At 62.7% G+C, this 21,652-nt stretch carries 25 protein-coding genes and 2 pseudogenes; 11 read left to right on the forward strand and 16 right to left on the reverse strand.

The window, feature by feature from the left end; genetic code table 11:
* Positions 1–399 precede the first annotated feature (399 nt).
* From H2O14_RS06775 to H2O14_RS06785, 3 genes are all read left to right on the forward strand, one after another.
* Positions 400–714, forward strand: a complete 315-nt coding sequence (locus H2O14_RS06775) for a hypothetical protein (protein ID WP_182827038.1) — start codon at positions 400–402, stop codon at positions 712–714.
* 47 nt (positions 715–761) lie between these two features.
* A complete protein-coding gene (locus tag H2O14_RS06780; RefSeq protein ID WP_246697313.1) occupies positions 762–1,289 on the forward strand; it encodes a hypothetical protein in 528 nt (175 codons plus the stop codon).
* Between the two features lie 86 nt (positions 1,290–1,375).
* Positions 1,376–1,615 (forward strand): hypothetical protein, encoded by a 240-nt coding sequence (locus H2O14_RS06785; protein WP_182827039.1) that lies wholly within the window; start codon positions 1,376–1,378, stop codon positions 1,613–1,615.
* A 199-nt stretch (positions 1,616–1,814) separates the two neighbouring features.
* On the opposite strand, the gene H2O14_RS06790 is transcribed toward H2O14_RS06785, so the two are convergent.
* From H2O14_RS06790 to H2O14_RS06800, 3 genes are all read right to left on the reverse strand, one after another.
* A complete protein-coding gene (locus H2O14_RS06790; RefSeq protein ID WP_246697314.1) occupies positions 1,815–2,444 on the reverse strand; it encodes a nucleotidyl transferase AbiEii/AbiGii toxin family protein in 630 nt (209 codons plus the stop codon).
* Between the two features lie 91 nt (positions 2,445–2,535).
* Positions 2,536–2,862: a hypothetical protein gene (locus H2O14_RS06795; RefSeq protein WP_182827040.1), complete on the reverse strand. Its 327-nt coding sequence runs from the start codon at positions 2,860–2,862 to the stop codon at positions 2,536–2,538.
* Between the two features lie 111 nt (positions 2,863–2,973).
* Positions 2,974–3,975 (reverse strand): asparaginase, encoded by a 1,002-nt coding sequence (locus H2O14_RS06800; RefSeq protein WP_182827041.1) that lies wholly within the window; start codon positions 3,973–3,975, stop codon positions 2,974–2,976.
* A gap of 86 nt (positions 3,976–4,061) precedes the next feature.
* On the opposite strand from H2O14_RS06800, the gene H2O14_RS06805 reads away from it, so the two are divergent.
* From H2O14_RS06805 to H2O14_RS06815, 3 genes are all read left to right on the forward strand, one after another.
* Positions 4,062–4,796: a DUF3750 domain-containing protein gene (locus tag H2O14_RS06805; protein WP_182827042.1), complete on the forward strand. Its 735-nt coding sequence runs from the start codon at positions 4,062–4,064 to the stop codon at positions 4,794–4,796.
* A 143-nt stretch (positions 4,797–4,939) separates the two neighbouring features.
* Positions 4,940–5,131, forward strand: coding sequence for a DUF4160 domain-containing protein (locus H2O14_RS06810; protein ID WP_182829290.1), 192 nt, complete (start codon positions 4,940–4,942; stop codon positions 5,129–5,131).
* A complete protein-coding gene (locus tag H2O14_RS06815; protein ID WP_182827043.1) occupies positions 5,121–5,582 on the forward strand; it encodes a DUF2442 domain-containing protein in 462 nt (153 codons plus the stop codon). Before H2O14_RS06810 ends, H2O14_RS06815 begins: the two co-directional genes overlap by 11 nt.
* A 15-nt stretch (positions 5,583–5,597) precedes the next feature.
* Here the strand turns inward: H2O14_RS06815 and H2O14_RS06820 are convergent, their stop codons facing one another.
* The 10 genes and pseudogenes from H2O14_RS06820 to H2O14_RS06865 all read right to left on the reverse strand — a co-directional run bounded on the left by H2O14_RS06820 (position 5,598) and on the right by H2O14_RS06865 (position 16,169).
* Positions 5,598–6,677, reverse strand: coding sequence for an adenylate/guanylate cyclase domain-containing protein (locus H2O14_RS06820; RefSeq protein ID WP_182827044.1), 1,080 nt, complete (start codon positions 6,675–6,677; stop codon positions 5,598–5,600).
* A 159-nt stretch (positions 6,678–6,836) separates the two neighbouring features.
* Positions 6,837–7,604 carry an SDR family NAD(P)-dependent oxidoreductase gene (locus tag H2O14_RS06825; RefSeq protein WP_182829291.1) on the reverse strand — a complete coding sequence of 256 codons (768 nt, stop codon included), beginning with the start codon at positions 7,602–7,604 and terminating at the stop codon, positions 6,837–6,839.
* Between the two features lie 225 nt (positions 7,605–7,829).
* A pseudogene (locus tag H2O14_RS29330) lies at positions 7,830–8,994 on the reverse strand (cytochrome-c peroxidase); the annotation flags it as partial.
* Positions 8,995–9,192: 198 nt separating this feature from the next.
* Positions 9,193–9,627: a hypothetical protein gene (locus H2O14_RS06835; protein ID WP_182827045.1), complete on the reverse strand. Its 435-nt coding sequence runs from the start codon at positions 9,625–9,627 to the stop codon at positions 9,193–9,195.
* Between the two features lie 317 nt (positions 9,628–9,944).
* The gene (locus H2O14_RS06840; RefSeq protein ID WP_182827046.1) at positions 9,945–10,889 is read right to left on the reverse strand and encodes a dipeptide ABC transporter ATP-binding protein; all 945 of its coding nucleotides are present in this window, start codon (positions 10,887–10,889) and stop codon (positions 9,945–9,947) included.
* Positions 10,886–11,887 (reverse strand): ABC transporter ATP-binding protein, encoded by a 1,002-nt coding sequence (locus H2O14_RS06845; protein WP_182827047.1) that lies wholly within the window; start codon positions 11,885–11,887, stop codon positions 10,886–10,888. The genes H2O14_RS06840 and H2O14_RS06845 overlap by 4 nt, the downstream gene beginning before the upstream one ends.
* Positions 11,888–12,026: 139 nt before the next feature.
* The gene (locus H2O14_RS06850; protein ID WP_182827048.1) at positions 12,027–12,566 is read right to left on the reverse strand and encodes a hypothetical protein; all 540 of its coding nucleotides are present in this window, start codon (positions 12,564–12,566) and stop codon (positions 12,027–12,029) included.
* Positions 12,567–12,570: 4 nt separating this feature from the next.
* Positions 12,571–13,470, reverse strand: a complete 900-nt coding sequence (locus H2O14_RS06855) for an ABC transporter permease subunit (RefSeq protein ID WP_182827049.1) — start codon at positions 13,468–13,470, stop codon at positions 12,571–12,573.
* A 10-nt stretch (positions 13,471–13,480) separates the two neighbouring features.
* Positions 13,481–14,483: pseudogene (locus H2O14_RS06860) on the reverse strand (ABC transporter permease subunit).
* Positions 14,484–14,573: 90 nt separating this feature from the next.
* Positions 14,574–16,169 carry an ABC transporter substrate-binding protein gene (locus H2O14_RS06865; protein ID WP_182827050.1) on the reverse strand — a complete coding sequence of 532 codons (1,596 nt, stop codon included), beginning with the start codon at positions 16,167–16,169 and terminating at the stop codon, positions 14,574–14,576.
* Between the two features lie 290 nt (positions 16,170–16,459).
* Here H2O14_RS06865 and H2O14_RS06870 point away from each other — a divergent pair, with 290 nt between their 5' ends.
* The 5 genes from H2O14_RS06870 (at position 16,460) to H2O14_RS06890 (ending at position 19,689) form a co-directional block, all read left to right on the forward strand.
* Positions 16,460–16,858, forward strand: a complete 399-nt coding sequence (locus H2O14_RS06870) for a hypothetical protein (RefSeq protein ID WP_182827051.1) — start codon at positions 16,460–16,462, stop codon at positions 16,856–16,858.
* 190 nt (positions 16,859–17,048) lie between these two features.
* The gene (locus tag H2O14_RS06875; protein ID WP_182827052.1) at positions 17,049–17,267 is read left to right on the forward strand and encodes a hypothetical protein; all 219 of its coding nucleotides are present in this window, start codon (positions 17,049–17,051) and stop codon (positions 17,265–17,267) included.
* 51 nt (positions 17,268–17,318) lie between these two features.
* Complete coding sequence (locus H2O14_RS06880) at positions 17,319–18,017, forward strand: SDR family NAD(P)-dependent oxidoreductase (protein ID WP_182827053.1); 699 nt, start codon at positions 17,319–17,321, stop codon at positions 18,015–18,017.
* Positions 18,014–19,552 carry a cryptochrome/photolyase family protein gene (locus H2O14_RS06885; RefSeq protein WP_182827054.1) on the forward strand — a complete coding sequence of 513 codons (1,539 nt, stop codon included), beginning with the start codon at positions 18,014–18,016 and terminating at the stop codon, positions 19,550–19,552. The genes H2O14_RS06880 and H2O14_RS06885 overlap by 4 nt, the downstream gene beginning before the upstream one ends.
* Positions 19,552–19,689, forward strand: coding sequence for a DUF2256 domain-containing protein (locus H2O14_RS06890; RefSeq protein WP_182827055.1), 138 nt, complete (start codon positions 19,552–19,554; stop codon positions 19,687–19,689). Before H2O14_RS06885 ends, H2O14_RS06890 begins: the two co-directional genes overlap by 1 nt.
* 185 nt (positions 19,690–19,874) lie before the next feature.
* Here the strand turns inward: H2O14_RS06890 and H2O14_RS06895 are convergent, their stop codons facing one another.
* The 3 genes from H2O14_RS06895 to phnF form a co-directional block, all read right to left on the reverse strand.
* A complete protein-coding gene (locus H2O14_RS06895; protein ID WP_182827056.1) occupies positions 19,875–20,300 on the reverse strand; it encodes a hypothetical protein in 426 nt (141 codons plus the stop codon).
* A gap of 96 nt (positions 20,301–20,396) precedes the next feature.
* Positions 20,397–20,678, reverse strand: a complete 282-nt coding sequence (locus H2O14_RS06900; protein ID WP_182827057.1) for a hypothetical protein — start codon at positions 20,676–20,678, stop codon at positions 20,397–20,399.
* A gap of 166 nt (positions 20,679–20,844) precedes the next feature.
* Positions 20,845–21,591 carry a phosphonate metabolism transcriptional regulator PhnF gene (gene phnF / locus H2O14_RS06905; RefSeq protein ID WP_312858560.1) on the reverse strand — a complete coding sequence of 249 codons (747 nt, stop codon included), beginning with the start codon at positions 21,589–21,591 and terminating at the stop codon, positions 20,845–20,847.
* Between the last annotated feature and the right edge of the window lie 61 nt (positions 21,592–21,652).

The following is a 21,652-nucleotide window of genomic DNA, read 5'->3' on the forward strand; positions in this document are numbered from 1 at the left end:
CCTTCCGCGCGGCCTCCCTGCTCTTTCGCAGCGGACGACAAGGCGAGCTTCAGGCGCCCGGCCCCGGGGACGAACGGTTCCCCGGAGCCGGAACGATAAGCCCGGGCCTCATGCCCGCAAGCGCAACCCCATATTAGCAAAGCGAAAGCGCTCCGCTCGAAAGTGTGAGAATGGGGTGAAGAGGATGTGGCGGAAGGGGTGGGAGGTGTGTCAGTGTGGGACGGGTGAACGCAAGCGTTGCGGATCGCCGGCGCCGTGAGACATACATCTGCAACGACGGATGGGCACACGAGGCGAGCGACATTGTAGACAAAGAAAAAGCCGCGACGTTTTGGCCTGTGGTTTTCATGGGTCTCGGTCGCGATCACCTGGCTGTTTTTTGCGACGTCGGGATGGCGGGTGGAGAGGAACGCCTGTCCGTCGGGTGGAAGGGTTTGCTATTCGATCGTCACAGAAACCTTTCTCGGCATAGATTCGCCGGTCTATCCGTATGTTCTGCCGGGTCGCCGCTATTTTCCGCCGATCGTAATGCTGGATTACGTCAAATACGAAGATAGCGAGGGAATCTGCGTCAAGCTTGAGCGTGATGGGCGATTGATGATCTATTCGCGATATCCGCCTTTGGAGAATACGATGGCGGACCAGGTGCATGTCGTGAGCGGCAAGCCTTGGTGGGATTATTGCCCGAGGAGTTTTTGGAATGACGGCGGATGATTGGCGGCAGTATAAAAAGACAGCACACTTTTCCGTACGACTCAGGGATGAAGAGTGCGATGTTAGCCTTTGACGATCCCCGATGGAAAGAGTTGCAGCACGCATATGGTGACGCCGGCGATATCCCGGATCTATTAAGAGCGCTTGCTGTTTCGACGGGGCAGAACGCAGACTTTCAGCGGGAGCCGTGGTTCGACCTCTGGTCACGGCTGTGCCATCAGGGTGACGTCTATGTCGCGTCCTATGCCGCCGTCCCGCACATCGTTCACATCGCGAAAGAGACCGAGGGACCGATCGACTTCTCGTTCTTTGCCTTTCCGGCCGCTGTGGAGATCGCGCGCCGCACTGGCCCGGGACCGGATATTCCAGCGGCGGATGTTGATGCTTATCATCGGGCCATCGCACAACTAATCGACAACGTATCACTGCATCGGCATCAGGCATGGAATCAGCCGATGCTGCTCGCTGTCGCCGCAGCGCTGGCGGTCGCAAAAGGACATATTGCGGCCGCCGAAGCGCTGCTGAACCTGGATGATGACTGGATCGGCAGGATCAAGAGCGACGAAGTCGTTTAAGCCTTAGTCTCCTGCGGCATGGCGCGTCGGCCCGCATTGCGGCGCGGCCGTTGCAATCGACCGGCGAACACCGTGTCCGAGCCCATGTGACGCAGGAACAGGCCGCGCAGAAGTTCCCGGCGCCTCATTGCAAGCGGCCCCTCGCAAATATCGCCCTCGGCCCAAAACACCCAGTCAAGGAATTCATCGACCCGGACATAGCCCCGCTTTGGGATGAAGTCCGTGACATGCACGAACCCGCCGTTTTGCAGGCTGCCGCAATAGCCTTGATCGACGCATCGGGCGTTCATCAGGCATTCGAAATCTGTTTCTTTTCGCATTGTTGACGCACGCGTTGCGGGAAAAAAGGATCTGCGTGCTGGGGATGATGAGAAGGCGGTGCGTTGAGAACGTCAACCCCGGTTGAGGAAGGATTCCGGAACTGCCAAACTCAGTCCCGACTATTCCAGGACAGCGGCGTCTCCGGCAGGGACGGAACAACTTCATGCTCGACGGTTGCGCGTCGAAACTGAATATCAGGATCTTTTAAATTCGTGACGAGGACCGGCTGTTGTCCATGGCGATCGACGGCGAGCACGCCGACGAGGTCTGCAGGAGCCTCACGCGCATAATGCTCGGCGGCGTCCAGCGCTGCAAGCAATTCATTCCGAATCCACTCGGAGGACCAGTCGATGGGCAAACCGCGAACGGCGGCATATTCTTCGTTCGGCACCGAAAGGCATTTTCGTCTGATGTCGTCCACAATGCGCAGCGGCGAAAATGGGGAGGCTTGCCCGAAGCCGCCATCATCAGGGGGCCTAAAGGGCACATTTCACGAGAGATTGTCAGAAGATCAGCATAGTCGCGGGCTTTGGTCCGTGTCGAGGCCGCGAGCACCTTGTTGACGGCGAGGTCGGCGCGATGGAGGCGGGCGCCCCATTCGTCATCGCGCACCAAGGGAAAGAAGCGGGTGCGGCTTTCACTCATCCATTGGATCAATGTCGCCTCCGGCGTGCGCATGACGCTCGCCTCGACGCATCCGTACACACGGACATCGATTGTGACGACAAAACCGGCAGCCCTCAGAGTGGCTATATCGATCTGGGCTGCGGTGTCGATCTCCTCATCCGCATCGTGGAATATGTCGATGTCATCGGACAGCCGCGGCCAATCCATGTTCAGAATGGCGCCCCCGCAAGATAGCTGCTTTCAGACCGGTTGGCGGCGATGGCCGCCATGACGTCACGCTGAATCCGCGTCAGCGCCATCAACTTCTCTCGCCCGCAGCCGCCAGCATCCGTCGCGCCAGCGCATAGGCGCGGGCGTCGCCGCGCTCCATAAGCGCCCCGGCGACGACGCGCGCTTTATCGGAGAGGTTGGTCAGTCTGCTCGGATCGACATTGTCGAACACTCTGAGGGTGTAGGTTTTCGCCGCGACGGCGAGAAGCTCGATGAGGTCGGCGTCGCGTTTTGAAGATTGCGAGACCGCGAGGTCTGAAGGCATCGGACGTGAAGATGCAGCCACGCCCGCATCGTCGCCGTCCGGCGCCAAGCCGCTTTGGCTCGAGATAGAATTTGCGCTCTTTGCAGACATGATCGACGGCTCCCTGAGCTCTGAAGATAAGCTCGAAAACCGTGCAGCGCAACATCAGGCCAACGTGTTGCAGACATCGCCTGCTCGACCATGCAGGCGAGCGTCATCCCCTCAAAACGCCGGATTATACCTGACCTTGCCCACCTCGACGCCGTTCCAGTTCTTCATCACATAGCTCGCCCGCGCCTTCAGCCTGGCGGCGACGTCCTGGTCGTGGTCGAAGAGTTTGGCCAGCACGCCGGCGATCATGGCCTCGGCGGCGCGGGTGGCGCCGTCCTCGCATTTCAGCGCGACCGCCAGGCCCTTTTCCGGGACCACGGCGCAGAAGACGCCTTCGGCGCCGGTCTTGGCGAAGATCCGGCCAGGGGCGAGCGCCATCAGGTCGGTGCAGGCGCGCTTCGCGCCGGCGACGTAGAAGGGTTCCGCCATGCAGGCGTCGATGATGCGGCGGGCGGATCGGGCGCGGATGGGCTCCAAGTCCTCGCCGGTCAGCATTTTGGCGAAGCCGTGGGCGAGGCCCTTCAGCGGCACGGCGTAAGTGGGGATCGAGCAGCCGTCGACGCCGCAAGTGTCATGCGCGAGCGCCGCGCCCGTGAGCCCTTCCATCACGCCGCGGATTTCGCCCTGCAGCGGATGCTCATAGGTCACGTAATCCTTCACCTCCATGCCGGTGTGGCAGGCGGCGCAGATGAAGCCGGCATGTTTGCCGGAGCAGTTGTTGTGCAGCTGATTGGGCCGCTCCATGGCGCGCGCCTGGGCGATGGCGACGGGCTGCTCGAACGACCAGTGCGAGCCGCATTCGAGATCGGCCTCCGAGCGGCCGGCGGCGGCGAGCATGGAGGCTGCGAGCGCGGCGTGTTCCGGCTCGCCGGAATGGGACGACGCCGACAGCGCCAGCTCCTTGTTTCCGAAGCCGTAGGCGTCGGCGGCGCCGCTTTCCACCAGCGGCAGCGCCTGCATGGCCTTGCAGGCCGAGCGCGGGAAGACGGGGCGGTCGATTTCGCCGAGCGAGAACACCACCTTGCCCTCGCCGTCCACGACGGCGACCATGCCGCGATGGCGGCTTTCGACGAGATCGCCGCGCGTGACGTCCACCAGCACCGGATTGGTCATGATTCCACCCTCAGAAAGCCGAAATTCGTCTGGAAAACTAAACTCGCGTGAGGGCATGGCAAAATTCCGAGGGGAAATCAACGCGCATGACAAGCATCAAGCATCTGTCGCTGACGATCGCGGCGCTTTATCTGCTGCCGAGCCTGGCGTCCGCCGGCTACTGGGCGGCGCAGGACCGGCCCGCCAACTGGCGCGCGGCGGATTGGAGCGCCTCGGGCGTTCTCCCCTCGCCCACCGAGGACGCCCGCGCCCGCGTGGCGGTGCTGGCGGCCCGCACCGGTGGGCTCAAGGGCGCCTTCGCCGTCCACAGCTGGATCGTCGTCAAGCGCCAGGGCGCCGATGATTACGATCGATACGACGTGGTCGGCTGGGGCAATCCTGTCAGGCGCAACGGCTATCCCGCCGACGGGCGTTGGTATTCGAATGTCCCCGAGATCGTCTGGCAGGCCGACGGCGACAGAGCCGAAGCGCTGATCCCGAAGATCGAAGCGGCGATCGCCGCCTATCCGCATGCGACCGCCGGCAGCTACCGGCTCTGGCCGGGGCCGAACTCCAACACTTTCGTGGCGGGAATCTTACGCTCTGTGCCCGAGATCGACGCCGTGCTGCCGCCCAATGCCGTGGGCCGGGATTACCTGCCGGGCGGCGATTTCATCGCCTACGACGCCGCCGGCGACTTGCATCTGACGCTTTATGGGCTCGCCGGATTGTCGGTGGGCGTCAAGAGCGGGCTGGAAGTCCATCTCCTCGGGCTGGTGGCCGGGATCGACGTGACGAGGCCGGGCGTGAAGATTCCGGCGCTGGGGCGAATAGGGGTTTGACGAGCTGCCTGAAATTGCGTTTGATCAGCAATCACACCAGACATGAAATAATGCACTTGGTGCACTAATTGTTGTCGGACGCGTCAAGTTCTGATAGGGCGTCCATGCCGACGCTGATAAAGCTTGGAGCGATTGCTATCCGCATGTTTGCGGATGATCACCATCCGCCCCATCTCCATATCGTGTCTCCGGATGGGCAGGCTCTGGTCGATCTCAAGACATTGTCCGTTCTCCGCGGCGACATCAGTCGGGGTGATCTCGAAACAGTTCTTCGCTGGGCCCGAGGAAACCGTGAGGCGTTGGAGAGAGAATGGAAGCGGCTCAATGAGCGATGACAGGATCCGGATAGGCGCGCCGTTGCCGCGCATCATCAAGGCAAATCCCGTCGAGGGGCGTGAGGTTGAAATCACCTTCGACGGCGGCCGGCCCAAGCGCGTGGACCTCAGGCCAGTCCTGGAGAGCCGGAAGTTCTTCATTCCGCTTCGCAAAGACGACGAAGCCTTTCGACGTTTCAAGGTTTCGGATTATGGCGACGCCCTGGAATGGCCCGATGGCGTCGAGCTCGGCGCGCTTTGGCTCGAACGCCTGCCGGACATCTCCTTCAACAACGCGGATTTTCGTGACGCCATGCAGCGGCTCGGCCTCAGCCTCGACGGCATGGCGGCGGCGCTCGGTCTTTCCCGGCGGCAGATCGCCCATTATCGCGACGACAAGCCCATTCCGCGACATGTCGCGTTGGCGACACGCTATCTTGTCGACCGGGCGGGAGCCGATGCGGCGGAATGAACCATGCGCCAGCCGCTACGCCGCCGCGGCGCCGCCGATCGGAATGGGCGCGGCGGCGGCGCGGGCGCGGCTGGTGAGCGTCTTCAAAGCCACGGCGCGCTCCAGGCCCTTGATTTCGAATTCGCCGCAGGGCGCCGCCTCGGCGTGATCGGGCAAGGCGGCGAGCGCCAGCGCGTCTTCGGTCACGAAGATGCCGGGACCGAGCGGCTTGATCTCGCCTTCGAGCTTGCCGACCATGTTGATCGTGTCGCCGAAATAGGAAATCTTGTGGTGGTCTACGCCGATTTCGGCGCGCACCACCGCGCCGGCATGGATGAGGATGCGCACTTCCGGGGCCTGGCCGAAGCGGCGGATTGTATCGGGCGTGTGCTTGTCGAGCTTGCGGATCACGTCGAAGGCGCATTGCAGGCAGCGCGCGCCGTTGAGCGGATCGCGCAGCGGCCAGGACACCAGCGCCGCATCGCCGATATAGTCGTCGATCGCGCCGCCCCAGTCCTGCACTGGCTCCGACATGATCTTGAAGATACGCCCGATATAGCTCGCCGCGGCGGTCGGGCCGTTGCGCTGGGCGTAGCCGGTCGAGCCGGTGACGTCGAGATAGAGAAAAATGCGGTTTTCCTCCACCGGCCGCCGGTAGCGGCCGAGCACGATGTCGGTGAAGATGCTGCGCCCCAGAAGTTCGCGCACCCGCAGCGCCGCCGACAGCAACAGCGCCACGATCATGCTGTAGGCCCAGGCGGTCCATGGCGGCGCGTGCTGGCGAATGGAGATGCGCGGATCGGCGCCCTCGATCCACCAGTGCAGGAGCGAGGCGACGCGGGAGCCGACGATGAACAAAGCGGTGAAGATCAGCACTTTGGCCAGGACATAAGCAGGCGTCGACAGCGACGCTGTCCATTGCCTGAGGCGATTGAGGAACATGCCGCGCTCGAACAGTATCGTGGGCATGATGCTGAGAGGCGCATAAAGCAGGCCCAACATGGCCGAATTGAACGCCACATAGCTGTAGAGCATGCCGGCGAGCGCCGTGCTGATGAGACCAATCAGCCAGATCAGCGCTTCCCTGCGAAGTCTCTTCGGAGGCGTTATGTCCATGTTCCATTGCGCCGGCCCCGCAGGCTGGCGCTCTCCTTTCCGTCGCGTCCCACTGTCTAGGCGGGCTTCGGCCGTCGTGATGCGCGTCCGTCGAAAGCTTGTACGGAAATCCGAAACCGCGTCAACTCGGCGACTTGATCAGATGCGGTCGGCCCCGCGTCACGGCATGAACTGGCCGCCATTGACATCGATGGTCTGTCCCGTGACATAGCCCGACATTGCGGCGGAGGCGAGGAAGAGATAGGCGCCGACGCAATCCTCCGCCGTTCCCGGACGGCCCAACGGCACGGCGGCGGCGACCTTCTCGCCCTGCCCCGGCAATGCGTATTTTTCCTGGAACGGCGTCTCGATGAAGCCGGGCGCCACCGCATTGACGCGCACGCCATATTTGCCGAACTCCAGCGCCAGCCCCTTGGTGACCGCGCCGACAAAGGCTTTCGACGAGCCGTAGACGCCCGAGCCCGCCGTGCCGCCGGTGCGCGCCGCCACCGAGGTGGTGTTGACGATGAAGCCGCCTTGCTTCTTGAGATGGACGATCGCCGCCTTTGAAGCGACGACCACCGAGCGGGCGTTGAGATCCATCACCGCATCGTAATAGTCGTCGGTCATATCCTCATAGAGCACGCGGGCGACCATCGCGCCGGCATTGTTGATGAGGCCGTCGAGGCGGCCGAAGGCGCTTGCTGCCTCTTCGACGACGCGGGCGATCTCCGTCGATATCGATGCGTCGCCCCGCACCAGCGCGGCCTCGCCGCCCGCCGCCCGGATATCGGCGGCCACGGCTTCGGCGGCGTCGGGGCTCGAATTGTAATGCACGATCACCTTGGCGGCCTGGGCGCCGAAGGCGCGGGCCAGCGCCGCGCCGATGCCGGTCGATGCGCCGGTGATCAACACCGCCTTGCCCGCGAGATCTGGTATCGTCAACATGGTTTTTCCTCCCTCGGCGGCGCAGGCCGCGTGCGTGTCGGCCCCATAGGTATGCGCGACGAAACCGCCTGTCCAGAGCCAATGAGGAACGTCCCTCAGCCTGATGTATCGAGGTATGGTCCGGACCATTATAGGGCGCACATCTATGATGGACCCGAAGTCCGGCGACAATCGTTCAGGGGCGGCGGCCTTTGCGCCCGTCCCGGCGCCCGTCGGCGCGGGCGCTTTGGCCAGGAGCGGCTCGTAACGCTTGTCGGTCAGCGTCTTCAGGAAGGCGACAAGCGCGTCGATGCGCTTGTCGTCGAGGCCGGGGCCGGTTTCCAATTCCTTGGTCGCCAGATTGTCGGCGATTTCCGGCGGGGCCCAGCGCTCCCCGGTCTCGGGGTTGATCTGCCGGCTCTTCTTCTTGGAATTATACTTGTTGTAGAACAAGATTACGGTTCGGAGATCCTTGAACACGCCATTGTGCATGTAAGGGCCGGTCACCGCGATGTTGCGCAGCGTCGGCACCTTGAACTTGCCCTTTTCGGCCGGGTCGCCGGCAACCTCGGGATTTGCGGCGAGGCCGATATCGACATAGCCTGTTTTCACGCCGTTCCTGGCGCGGGCGGCCTCATTGGCTGGAACACCGATGTTGAAATATTTGTGGCTCGAGAAGGTCGAACTCTCATAGCGGCCGTCCATGCCCTTGATGTCGTGGCAAAGGCTGCAATTGGCGAATTGGCTGGAGAAAAACAGGGTGCGGCCGAGCTCTTCCTGGTCGGTGAATTTTTCCTCGCCGCGCAGATAGCGGTCGTAGCGGGAATCGAAGGGCGAGACGTCCTTGCCGCGCTCGAAGGCGGCGATGGCGCTGGTGACCGAGGCGAATGCCTTGTCGTCCGTGGACAGGGCCTCCTTGCCGTACAGCCGCTGAAACGCATCGATATAATCGGGATTTTCCTGGATGCGGGCGGCCACCGTCTTCTTGTCGGGCATGCCCATTTCGATCGGATTGAGCGGCGGACCGCCGGCCTGATCCTCGAGCTTGGCGGCCCGGCCGTCCCAGAACTGCCCGCCCTGCCAGACGCCGGTCGCCTCGTCCTTGCGGAAGGCAGGACTGAAGGCGGTATAGGCGACGGAGGGGGCGTTGCGGTCGCCGAAGGACCTGCTGTCGTCGCCGCGCGAGACGGGCGGCGCCGCCGGGTTCGTTGTGATCGCTGAACCCCATGTCGGGCATATGGCAGGTCGAACAGGCCTGGGTGCGGTTGAAGGAGAGATTCTTGTCGTGAAACAGCGCCGCGCCGAGGCTCTCCGGCGTCGGATAGGCATTGGCGCCAGCGATATGGATCGCGGCGCCGGCCACGGGAACCGTCAACAGAATGGCGAGAGAACAGATCTTGATCGAACGCATGATGATCGTGCCGTAATGAGAAAACGTCCGTCGTTACCGCCGACGAACGGCCCTGTCCCTGACATCGGTCAAGGAAACAAGAAGATGAGTGTCTTTCTCACATTTTTGCGGCGACGCGAAGGCCTGACGCGCAAGCCGCGTCAAAATAGCCCTAACATCGGGTGGATTTGCGATTTTCGATGGCCGGTATCTAAGGTGCTATTGCGGTGCTGGTTGCGGGCCGGACTCAGGGTCCGAGGCAAGCCGCGTGGCGATCATCCGGAGATCGCCGGAAATGAGCTTCAGTTGCTCGGCGTTGCGATTGGACACGTCCAGCGCGGTCTGCGCCAGTTTCTCGGCATTGACGGCCTGGCCGACCGATGTGCTGGCGGCCATGATCCCGTTGCCGAACTGAGATGCGCCGAAGGCGGCAAGGCCGATCATGACCGCGACGATCGAAATCGCCGTGCCGACCAGGAAACCTTTGCTGGGAAGCGAGTGGCGCATCTGAGCAACTTCGGACTGCATCAAGACCATCTGGCCCTGAATCTGCTCGATGCGTTTGTCGACCGACCGAAGCTCGTCCTTCAAATCCGACTTGAAAGAGGTAAGGCCCGACTCGAACTTCGAGAACTCGCTCTTGAGATCAGCCACCGTCGCCTGGACGCGCGCTTCCGTGCGCTCCAGCTTGGCGTCGATCTCTTCACGGGTCACGGTCGTTTCCATCTTGCTCGCTGCCTTGGATGCCGACGATATATGGGGCGTCGCGCTCGGATGTTCCACTCCGAAGCCGATCAGACCGCTGCGCTCCACCAGTTGAGCGGACGCCGGGCCACGCGCCTGGAAAATCCTCATATGTCGTCATGACCGGTTAGCCTTGATGCGAGCAGATTATCGCGAAAAAATTACCCGGACATTACCATTAAAAAGCGCGCGGTCAAGGCGATGCAACCCGACAAAACTCCGCCTTTCTACAGCGGATGATAGCAATAAAACCGGTGCGACGCCTCGCCGCTTTCGACCGGGAACGCCTGGCGGCATTCGTCGGTGGCGCGCGGGCAGCGCGGATTGAACGGACAGCCGGGCGGCGGGTTGAGCGGCGACGGGAGTTCGCCGGTCAACTGGATCCGGGTTTTCTTGCGGGTGGGATCGGCGATCGGCGTGGCCGACAGCAGCGCCGCGGTATAGGGATGGCGCGGATGGGCGAAGACGTCCTCGACCTTGCCCGTCTCCACCGGCTTGCCGAGATACATGACCATGACGTCGTCGGCGATGTGGCGCACCACCGACAGGCCGTGCGAGATGAACAGATAGGCGAGCCCCATTTCCTTCTGCAGGTCCATCAACAGGTTGAGCACCTGCGCCTGGATCGACAGATCGAGCGCCGAAACGGGCTCGTCGAGCACCAGCACCTTGGGCCTGAGCATCAGGGCGCGGGCGATGGCGATGCGCTGGCGCTGGCCGCCGGAGAACATATGCGGATAGCGGTCGTAATGTTCCGGACGCAGACCGACGCGGGTCATCATGTCCACGGCCTTGGCCTTGCGGGTCGCCGCGTCGTCACTCGTGTTGATCTTGAGCGGCTCCTCGAGGATCGCGCCGATCTTCTGGCGCGGATTGAGGGAGGCGTAGGGGTTCTGGAAGACGATCTGCACCATGGCGCGGAGTTCGCGATCAGAAGCATTGGCCGGCCGGCCGGCGATGGTGAGTTCGCCTTCGGTCGGCGTCTCGATCATGGTGACGAGCCGGGCGAGCGTGGACTTGCCACAACCGGATTCGCCGACAACGGCGAGCGTCTTGCCTTCCTCGAGCGAGAAGCTCAGGCCGTTCAGCGCCTTGACGGTGGACGGCTTCCGGAACGCGCCGCCGCCGACGTCGTAATAGCGCTTGAGATCGGTTCCCTGGATGATGGTCATGCGAAGGCCTCCTCCTTGCTCGGATGGCCCTGGGGGACGCCGTGGACGAGCGGATAGTTGCACAGCGCCGAGCCGAGTTCCGGCCCCTGGCGCTTGGCGGTTTGGCGACAGAGATCTGTGGCGAATTTGCAGCGCGGCGAGAAGAGACAGCCCGTGGGCCTGTCATGCGCGCCGGGCACGACGCCCGCGATCGACGGCAGGCGGCCGCCGGCGACGGCGCGTTCCGGCAGCGCCGACAGCAGCGCCGCCGTATAAGGATGATGCGGGTCGGCGAAAAGTTCGATGACCGGCTGCTCCTCGACCTTCTGGCCGGCATATTGCACCTGGACCCGATGAGCGGTTTCGGCGACGACGCCCATGTCATGGGTGATCAGCACCAGCGCCATGCCCTCCTCCTCCTGCAGACGCACGAGAAGATCGAGGATCTGCGCCTGGATGGTCACGTCGAGCGCGGTGGTCGGCTCGTCGGCGATCAGCAGTTTCGGATTGCAGGCCAGCGCCATGGCGATCATCACGCGCTGGCTCATGCCGCCCGACATCTGATGCGGGAAATTGCCGAGCCGGCTTTCGGGCGCGGGAATGCCGACCTTCTTCAGGAGCTCGATCGAGCGGGCGCGGCGTTCGGATTTGGACAGGCCGAGATGCGTCTTCAGCGCCTCGTCCAGCTGGAATCCGACGGTGAAGCAGGGATTGAGCGAGGTCATCGGCTCCTGGAAGATCATCGCCACATCCTTGCCGATGATCTTGCGGCGGTCCGCCGGCGACAGGGAGCGGAGATCCTTGCCGTCGAACAGCATGGCGTCGGCGGTGATCTTCGCCGTCCAAGGCAGAAGCCCCATCACCGCGAGCATGGCCACCGACTTGCCCGACCCGGACTCGCCGACCACCGCGAGAATTTCGCCGCGATCACAGGCGAGCGACACGCCGTCGACGGCGCGAAACAGACCCGAGGTCGTCTCGAATTCGACGGTGAGATTTCGTATGTCTAGCAAGGGCATTGTATTCGCCTCTTTGTGATATTATTCTTCCAAGTCAAACAGGAGCCGGCGCCATGCGTTCATACACACCGAAGCCATCGAAGCCGATCCCGCCATACAACACGACGCCGCTCGAAGGCCCCACAGGGCCCCGCCCCGGCTACTGACCGACCGCGCCCACTTCGAGCGAGGCCTCCAGCGTGTCGCGCGCGTTGCGCGCAAATTTCAGTTCCGTCTTTTTCATGTCGATGTAGTCGGCATACATCAGCAACTGCGTTTCCTTTGATCTCGCAACGAAGCCATCGCCCCGCATATCCTGGACGAACACCTCGATTGTCTTTTTCTGCCTAAGGTAGAGAAAGACACCATCGATAACCCATGACGGAAGAATCTGGACCTCGGCCTTGATCATCTCTTCCATCAGGATCGGCGGCGGCTGCGAAGGCCTGGCCGAATAGCCTGGAATGGTCTCGTAGCTTTCCCGCACCATCGCCAAATTCTCATCCAGATCGAAGAACTTGAGATTGTGAATGTCGGCGCGGATTTCCGCCAACAGGGCAATCTGCACGTCCCTGACCTTTTCCAGCCGTCGGGTCCGGTCCAGTCTCAGCGTCAACCAGGCATTGAGGTAGAGGCTCAAGACGCCGATGACGCTCGATATCGCCGCTGCGACAATGGCCGGACCGACCCAGGCGTTCATGCCATCACGACCTCTTCAGCTTGGGATCGAGCGCGTCGCGCAGGCCGTCGCCCATCAGATTGATCGCGAGCACCGTGATCAGGATCGCAAGCCCCGGAAAGGTGACGACCCACCAGGCGCGCTGGATGAATTCACGCGCTTCGGCGAGCATCGTGCCCCATTCCGGCGTCGGCGGCTGCGCGCCCATGCCGAGGAAGCCGAGGGCCGCGGCGTCCAGGATCGCCGCCGAGAAGGCCAGCGTGGCCTGAACGATGAGCGGCGCGAGACAGTTCGGCAGGATGGTGAGAAACATCAGCCGCGTCGTGCCGGCGCCCGCCACCCGAGAACCCACCACATAATCCTTGCCGCGCTCGATCATCACCGCAGCGCGCGTCAGGCGCACGAAATGCGGCTGATTGACCAGCGAAATGGCGATCATGGCGTTGACCAGGCCCGGGCCCAGCACCGCCACGAGCACCAGCGCGAGCAGCAATGACGGGAAGGCCAGGATGATGTCCATCACGCGCATGATCACCGTGTCGACCTTGCCGCCGAAATAACCGGCGACCAGGCCGATCAGCACGCCCGAGATCACCGAGATCGAGACGACGACCACGCCGACGAACAGCGAGAAGCGCGCGCCGAAGATCAACCGCGAAAGAATGTCGCGGCCCACCGCGTCGGTGCCGAGGATGAACAGCGACGAGCCCTTCTCCATCCAGACCGGCGGCAGAAGCAGAACCGAGCGGTCCTGCGCATCCGGCGCATGCGGGGAGACGAACGGCGCGAAGATCGCCATGAACAGGATGATCGCGAAGATGACGAGGCCGATGACCGCGCCCTTGTTGCGGGAAAAGTAGAACCAGAATTCGCGGAGCGCCGAAGGCGGCGCGGCGACGGCGGTCTTTGTTTCTGTCAAAGCCATGTTCCCTCTCCTATCTCGCGATGCGCGGGTTGAGGAAGCCGTAGAGCAGGTCGACGATCAGGTTGACCAGCATGATGACGGCGGCGATGAGCAGCAGCCCGCCCTGAACGACGACATAATCACGCTTGAACACCGCATCGACCATCCATTTGCCGATGCCCGGCCAGGAAAAGATCGATTCCGTCAGGATCGCGCCGGCGAGCAGCACGCCCACCTGCAGGCCGATGGTGGTGACGACCGGGATCATGGCGTTGCGCAGCGCATGCACGCCCACCACCCGGAACGGCGTCAGCCCCTTGGCGCGGGCGGTGCGGACATAATCCTCGCCCAGCACTTCCAGCATGGCCGAGCGCGTCTGGCGCGCGATCACGGCCAGGGGATCGTGCCGAGCACGATGGTCGGCAGAATGAGATAGCTGACGGCGGACTGGAAGGCGCCTTTCTGGCCGGAGAGCAGGCTGTCGATCAGCATGAGCCAGTCACCTGCGGGAAGAAATACATCAGCGAGATGCGGCCCGACACCGGCGTCCATTGCAGATAGCCGGAGAAGAAGATGATCAGCAAAAGGCCCCACCAGAAGATCGGCATGGAATAGCCGACCAGGGCGACGCCCATCACCGTCTGGTCCACCCAGGAGCCTCGCTTGATGGCGGCGATCACGCCGGCGGGCACGCCGACGGCGACCGCGAGCAGGATGGCGCAGAGCGAGAGTTCGACGGTCGCCGGAAACAGCGCGAAGAATTCGTCGAGCACCGGACGCTTGGTGACGATGGACGTTCCGAGATCGCCCGTGACGATGCCGCCGAGATAATCGGCGAACTGGGCATAGAAGGGCCTGTCGAGGCCGAGATCATGCATGATCTGGGCGTGCCGTTCGGGATCCATGACGCGCTCGCCCGACATCAGCATCACCGGATCGCCGGGCAGAAGACGGATGAAGGAGAATGCGATCAGGGCGACGCCCACGAAAGTGGGGATCAGCACAGCCAGCCTGCCGATAAGAAACCGCAGCATGGGCTCTTTCCATTGTTCGAAAGCGGGGAAGCTCACGCTTCCCCGCTCATCACCCTCCCGCCATGGAAGGGCCGTTTCGATTGTGACGGATTATTCCGAGATGTCCACGCCGTCGAAGCGATGGATGCCGAGCGGATCCATCTGATAGCCGATGACCTTCTTGGACACGGGCGTGAAGCCGACGGAATGGTCGATCGTCGCCCAGGGAGCCTCGCGCTTGAACACGACCTGCGCCTCTTCATAGAGCTTGGTGCGCTCGGCGATGTCGGAGGTGACCTTGGCCTTCTTCACGAGATCGTCGAACTCCTTGTTGCACCACTGGGCGCGGTTGTTGCCGCCCACGGCGTTGCAGCCGAGCAGAGTGTCGAGGAAGTTGTCCGGATCGCCGTTGTCGCCGGTCCAGCCGAGCATGACGGCGCCGTCGCGGTCCTTGGCCTTGGACTTGTCGAGATATTCGGCCCATTCATAGGAGACGATCTCGACTTCCACGCCGATCTTGGCGAAGTCGGCCTGCATGATCTCGGCCGCGCGGCGGGCGTTGAGCATGTAGGGACGCGACACCGGCATGGCCCAGATCTTCATCTTCAGGCCCGAAACGCCGGCCTTTTCGAGAGCGGCCTTTGCAGCGTCGACGTCGTATTTGTCGTCTTCGACCTTGTCGTTATAGGACCACATGGTCGGCGGGATCGGGTTCTTGGCCGGCTGGGCGGCGCCCTGGAAGACGGCGTCGACGATCGCCTGCTTGTTGATCGCCATGTTCAGCGCCTTGCGCACTTCCGGCTTGTCGAACGGAGCCTGGGTGGTGTTGTAGGCGAGATAGGCGACGTTCAGGCCGGGCTGTTCGATGACGTTGAGGTTGGAATCAGCCTTGAGGTCGGCGACATCGGCGGCGTTCGGATAGGGCATCACATGGCATTCGCCGGCCTTGAGCTTCTGGGCGCGCACGGCGGCGTCGGTGGTGATCGCGAAGACGAGATCGTCGATCTTTTCCTTGCCCTTGAAGTAGGTGTCGTTGGCCTTGTAGCGGATCACGGCGTCGGGCTGATAGGCAACGAAGGTGAAGGGGCCGGTGCCGAGCGGCATCTGGTTGAGCTGGCCCATCTTGCCGTCGGCCTGCAGCTTGTCGGCATATTCCTTGGACATGATGGAGGCGAAGTCCATGCCGAGATTGGCGAGGAACGGCGCTTCCGGCTTGTTCAGCACGAATTTGACGGTGAGGTCGTCGACCTTTTCGACGGCCTTGACGTTTTCGGGCAGGCCCATGCCGGCGGCATATTCCCAAGCGGCGCCTTCGACATACTTATGCCAGGGATGATCGGCCTTGAGCTGGCGCTCGAAGGAGAAGATCACGTCGTCGGCGTTGAGGTCGCGGCTGGGGGTGAAGTATTCGGTCGTCTGGAACTTCACGCCGGCGCGCAGCTTGAAGGTGTATTCGAGGCCGTCCGGCGAAATGGTCCAGCTTTCGGCGAGGCCAGGCTCGAGCTCGGTGCCGCCATGCTTGAATTCGACGAGGCGATTATAAGCCGTGCGCGAAGAGGCGTCGAAGGTCTGGCCGCCGGTGTAGAGCGCCGGGTCGAAGCCTTCCGGAGACGCTTCCGAGCAATATACGAGCGTCTTGGCCTGAGCGGCGAGAGCGAAAGTGGACACGAGAGCGGTCGCTGCAAGCAGCGTGGCGAGCTTCTTCATCTTGGTTTTCCCCTATGGTTTGTCCCCGCCGACATCCGCCGGCGTGGTTGCGGCAAAAATGAGCGTATCCCTTTCTAAATTGCAAGCGGTTCTGAGAAAATAATTTTCCAAAAGGTCAAAAAGCATACAATTTCCGCGCTCTTTGTGAATTTTCGAAGGCGAAGCCCAAAATTCCCGTTCCGTTTTGCACAGGCTCGCGCTAGAGCGAAACCGCAGCAAAACAGCGCGCGCCGCGGGCTCCTCCCATGATTGTTCGCCCACGCCGCCCAGTTCTAAGGACATCGAGCTCAATGACCCTCCGCCTCGCGTTTGCCGCCGTCGTCACGGCGCTTCTCGCATCCTGCACCACGACCGGCGTCATCTCTTCCGATCCGCTCTCCCAGCGTTGGGTCGGGGCCGAAGCCGGCAAATTTTTCGCCGCCTACGGACCGCCGGCAGGCGACCAGGACAGCGGCTCGACTTCGACCTATGTGTGGAAGGGCGGCTACAAGACCGTGCGCGTGGCGGCTCAGGGCGAAGGCAAGGCGAAGAAGAAGGCCACCACCCGCTATCTGTCCTGCACCGTCAAACTCACGGTCAACGACAGCTACAAGATCACCTCGATCAAGGCGATGTCCGACCGCGCCGGCCTCGACGGCGCGCCGAGCTGGTGCGCGCAGTTCCTCGACGCCGCGCCGAAGAAGGCCTGATCGCGTCTCTTTCGCGATGATTTGAAGCGCCCGCCCGGTCGGCGGGCGCTTTTGCGTCGGAACGAAATCGCATTCCGGTGATTCTCCTCTGCGGAAACCGCGCCGGCGCGTAGTCTCGCCATATTCCCCGGTTAGTTTCCGCAAATCAGCATCAGGCTGTCACGGGCGGCGCCAAACAGGAGGGGCGGACATGCGATATCTACTCGACGGACAGGACATCGGCATGTTCGGGCCAGACGATCTCGACCGGCTCGCCTCGGCTTATGCGAGCCTGTGCGGCGAACACGCGATTTCCGACAATGAGGAAGCCTGCCGGCGTCTGGCCCGGGCCCTGATCCAGCTTTATCGCCATGGCGTGCGAGAGCCGCAGCAGCTCGTCACAGCCCTTCGCATGAGCCCGGCCGCGTAAGGCCGATCCCCTCGCCTCTCTCCTGCGTAGGAAAGAGAAAAGGAGACTGGCATGGCGCGATTTCTCATCATCGCCGCTTCGAGCGGCATCGGACAGGCGACGGTAAGGCTGCTGACCTCGGCCGGGCATTCGGTGGTGACCACCGCCCGCGACACCGCCAAGATAAACCCCGACATTCTCCTCGACGCCGGCGATTTCGACGCCGTCGACCGCGCCGTCCAGCAGGCGGGCGACATTCAGGGCGTGGTCAATTTTTCGGGGTCGCTGCTCTTGAAGCCCGCGCATCTGACCACCCGCGAACAGTATGACGGCGTCATCTCCGCCTCTCTGACCACCGCTTTCGCCACGGTGCGCGCCGCCGGCAAGCATATGAAACAGGGTGGATCCGTGGTTCTGGTCTCCTCCGCCGCAGCGATGGAGGGGCTCGCCAATCACGAAGCGATCGCCGCCGCCAAGGCCGGCGTGATAGGCCTGACGCTCGCAGCGGCGGCGAGTTACGCCGGGCAGAAATTGCGCGTCAACGCCGTGGCGCCGGGCCTCACCGAGACGTCGCTGACGGCGGGGGTGACCGGCAACGACCTGTCCCGCAAAGTCTCCGAGGCCATGCATGCGCTGGGCCGGATCGGAACGCCCGACGACGTGGCGCGGGCCGTGTGTTTCCTCCTCGACCCCGCCAACGACTGGATCACCGGCCAGACGCTCGCCGTCGACGGCGGCCTGTCGCGTGTCCGGCCGAAGATGAAAGCATGAGCGCGCTCCGCCTGGTGCTGGGCGACCAGCTCAGCCGTTCGATCTCCAGCCTCGTCGGCGCCGACAAGAGCGAAGACGTCGTTCTCATGGCCGAAGTCATGGACGAGGCGAGCTATGTGAAGCATCACAAGAAGAAGATCGCCTTTCTCTTCGCCGCCATGCGCCATTTCGCCGAAAGCCTCAAGGCGGAGGGTTTCAAGGTCCGCTACATCAAGCTCGATGCGGTCGGCAACAGCGGCAGCCTGGGCGGAGAGGTGGAGCGGGCGCTGAAGGAGACGGGGGCGGACCGGGTCGTCGTCACCGAGCCCGGCGAATTGCGGCTGGGCCGGGAAATGCGCAGCTGGAAGACGCGGCTCGACATCGACCTCGAAATCCGCGGCGACGACCGCTTCCTCTGCAGCCATCGGGAATTCCGCGACTGGGCGGAAGGCCGCAAACAATTGCGCATGGAGTTTTTCTACCGGGACATCCGACGCAAGACCGGCCTGCTGATGGAAGAGGATGGCGAGCCGACAGGCGGGCAGTGGAATTACGACAAGGACAATCGCAAGCCGCCGAAGGACGGCATGCGCTTTCCCGCCCGCGTCGCGCATCAGAAATCGCCCATCACCCGCGACGTGCTGGATCTCGTGTCGGAGCGCTTCGACGACCATTTCGGCGATCTCGAACCGTTTCACTACGCCGTGACCCACAACGAGGCGATGATCGAACTCGAACACTTCATCGAGACCTGCCTGCCGCGTTTCGGCGACTATCAGGACGCCATGGTGGCGGGCGAGCCCTATCTCTATCACTCGCTGATCTCGTCCTATCTCAATGCCGGCCTGCTGACGCCGATGGAGATCTGTGAAAAGGCCGAAGCCGCCTTTCGCGCCGGGCATGCGCCGCTGAACGCGGTCGAAGGCTTCATCCGCCAGATCATCGGCTGGCGCGAATATGTGCGCGGCATCTATTGGCTTCACATGCCCGATTATGCGACGCGCAACCATTTGGAGGCGAAAGAGCCGCTGCCGTGGTTCTACTGGTCGGGCGAAACGCGCATGCGCTGCATGGCCGAGGCGATCGGGCATACCCGCAAACACGCTTATTCGCACCATATCCAGCGGCTGATGATCACCGGCAATTTCGCGCTGCTGGCCGGCCTGCTGCCGAGCGAGGTCTGCGAATGGTATCTCGCCGTCTATTCCGACGCCTATGACTGGGTGGAACTGCCCAACACGCTGGGCATGGCGCTTTATGGCGACGGCGGGCTGATGGCGAGCAAGCCCTATGCGGCCAGCGGCGCCTATATCAACCGGATGAGCGACTATTGCGGCGGCTGCCCCTATGATCCCAAGGAGGCGCTGGGCGACAAAGCCTGTCCCTTCAACGCGCTCTACTGGGATTTCCTCGCCCGCAACCAGGACCGGCTGAAAGCCAACCGGCGCATGGCCATGCCCTACAGGAACTGGGAGCGCTTTTCCGACGACAAGCGCAAGGCGCTGCGCGGCAAGGCCGAGGACACGCTGACCGCCATGCGTAAGGGACGGTTGTGATGGTCAAGATGAAGAAGAAGCAGGACCTGCCGACCAAGACCTGCCCCCGCTGCCGGAAGCCTTTCGCCTGGCGAAAGAAATGGGAAAAGGTCTGGGACGAGGTGAAATATTGCTCGGAGCGGTGCCGGCGGGGGTGAACTCCTTGACTTCCGGTCGCCCCATGCAAATATAGGGAGTGTGGCATAAAGAGCATTTTGAGCCGGTTTCACCTGCATATCGACCCGCTCATGTGGATGGTAGGCTCTGCAGGGAGCTTATTCGCAGGACATTAAGTTGGTCTCCGAACCCTTGCGCTAAGGCGACGCTGCTACTGCGAGCACGATCAAAGCACGGTCCCGATGAGGGAACCGTGCTTTTTGTTTGCCGAATAGGCTGTGACGACAGACCAGAAGGGCATATCTCGCTGATCGCGCCATTCGAGAATTGCGGTTCCCGTCGCTGATCGCACAGCCATAAGCCGAGTCTTCCGAAAACTGTCGCCGCTGTAAAACAGCGGAGTGCCAGGACGGATAATCAGGGCCACGTAGTGACCGACCCCTTCCGATGTCGTGATCCCGGCGGCGGCCATCTCCTTTGCGTGTTCAGCCCAAATATGCCTCAGACCATATCCGTGATTGGGGCCAATATGACGCCCGATCAAGAGACGAATCTCCCCTCCAGGTAAGTGGACGCCGCGCGTGACGCAGGGAGGGACTTGTCCGAAAGTGAGGCCGCCAGTGATCGGATGGGGAACGAATTCGGTGGCCATCTCCGCCAGTCCATACAAAACTCAACCAGACGATTACCAGAGGTTGAGAGCATGAACAAACGGTACTTTCTTATGCAAAGAGCCGGTATGGCCGCCTTACTTCTTCCCCTTCTTCACCGGCTTCTCCTCTTCCTCCACATGCGCGTCATTCGCCTCGACCGGATCCAGCCGGTGCTTGATGGCCAGCGCATAAATGGCTTCGAGGATTGAGGCGTCCTTGAGGTCGGGGTCGGAGAGCGCCAGCAACGAGGCGCGGACGATTTTCTTGCTGGAGGCTTTGGCGCAATGATCGACGACATAGGCGTAGAGCGCCTGATCCTTGAGCCCGTCGCGCGCGCCCTCGAGCAGGGCCTCATAGATTTTCTTGCGTCCGCTCATGCGTCCAACTTCCTTGCTTTACCAATTTTACACCACCCAAGAAGCTGACGACGCTGGCGTTTTCGGCCGCGTTCACAAAGCCTCGGGTCTGCGCAAGGGGAAGCGGAGGCTGTTGTCACAATCAAGCGTCATATTATGACATTGAGAAACAGCGCTTTGTGACAGGTCAGACCGGCATGTCGAGTTTCAAAGTGACGCGATCCGCCGCAAAACAGGTCACGGCGTATTGGATCGGCGCGCCGTCGGGCGTGGCGTTGACGGCGCGGGCCTCCATGACCACGGCGCCGGGCTTCAACTCCAAGAGCAGCCGTTCGCGCTCGTCGGCGAGCCGGGCGGTCAGCTCGGTGGTCAGGCGGATATAGTCGGTGACGCCAAGCTCCGCATAGGCGCGGGTGATCGAGCCGGTGTCGCGCACGGCCGCCGCCATGCCGGCGAATCGGGCGGCGTCGAAATGATTGATCGAGGTGGAAACGGGCGTGCCGTCGGCGCGCGACACCAGCGTCAGCCGGAGGAGTTCGACGCCGAGTTCGACGCCGAGAGCCGATGCCAGCATGGAGTCGGCCTCGATGCGCTCTTCCGCCACCAGCCGGATGTCGCGAGAACTCGACTGGCCGGCGAGGCCTTCGGAAAAGCGCGTGCGGCGGGTGATCGGGAAGGTGAAGCGGGTCTGCCGGCGGATCAGCGTGCCGCGGCCCTGGACGCTGTCGAGCAGCCCCTCCTCCACCAGCGCGGCGATGGCCGCGCGCACCGTGTGGCGGTTGACGCCGAAGCGGGCGGCGAGCGCGATCTCGCCGGGCATCATTCCCTCGAATTCGCCATCGGCGATCGACTGGCGGATGGCGTCGGCGATCTGCCGCCAAAGAGCGACGCCCGAGCGGCGCTCGACCGCGCCCGACAACTTTTTCCCGCTCACCCGTTTCTCCCGTCACAAGCCTGTCATGCTGCAAGGATACACAGCGCTCATCGAACTTGTC

It is taken from the genome of Rhizobium sp. G21, assembly GCF_014158035.1.
Classification (GTDB): Bacteria; Pseudomonadota; Alphaproteobacteria; order Rhizobiales; family Rhizobiaceae; genus Rhizobium_E.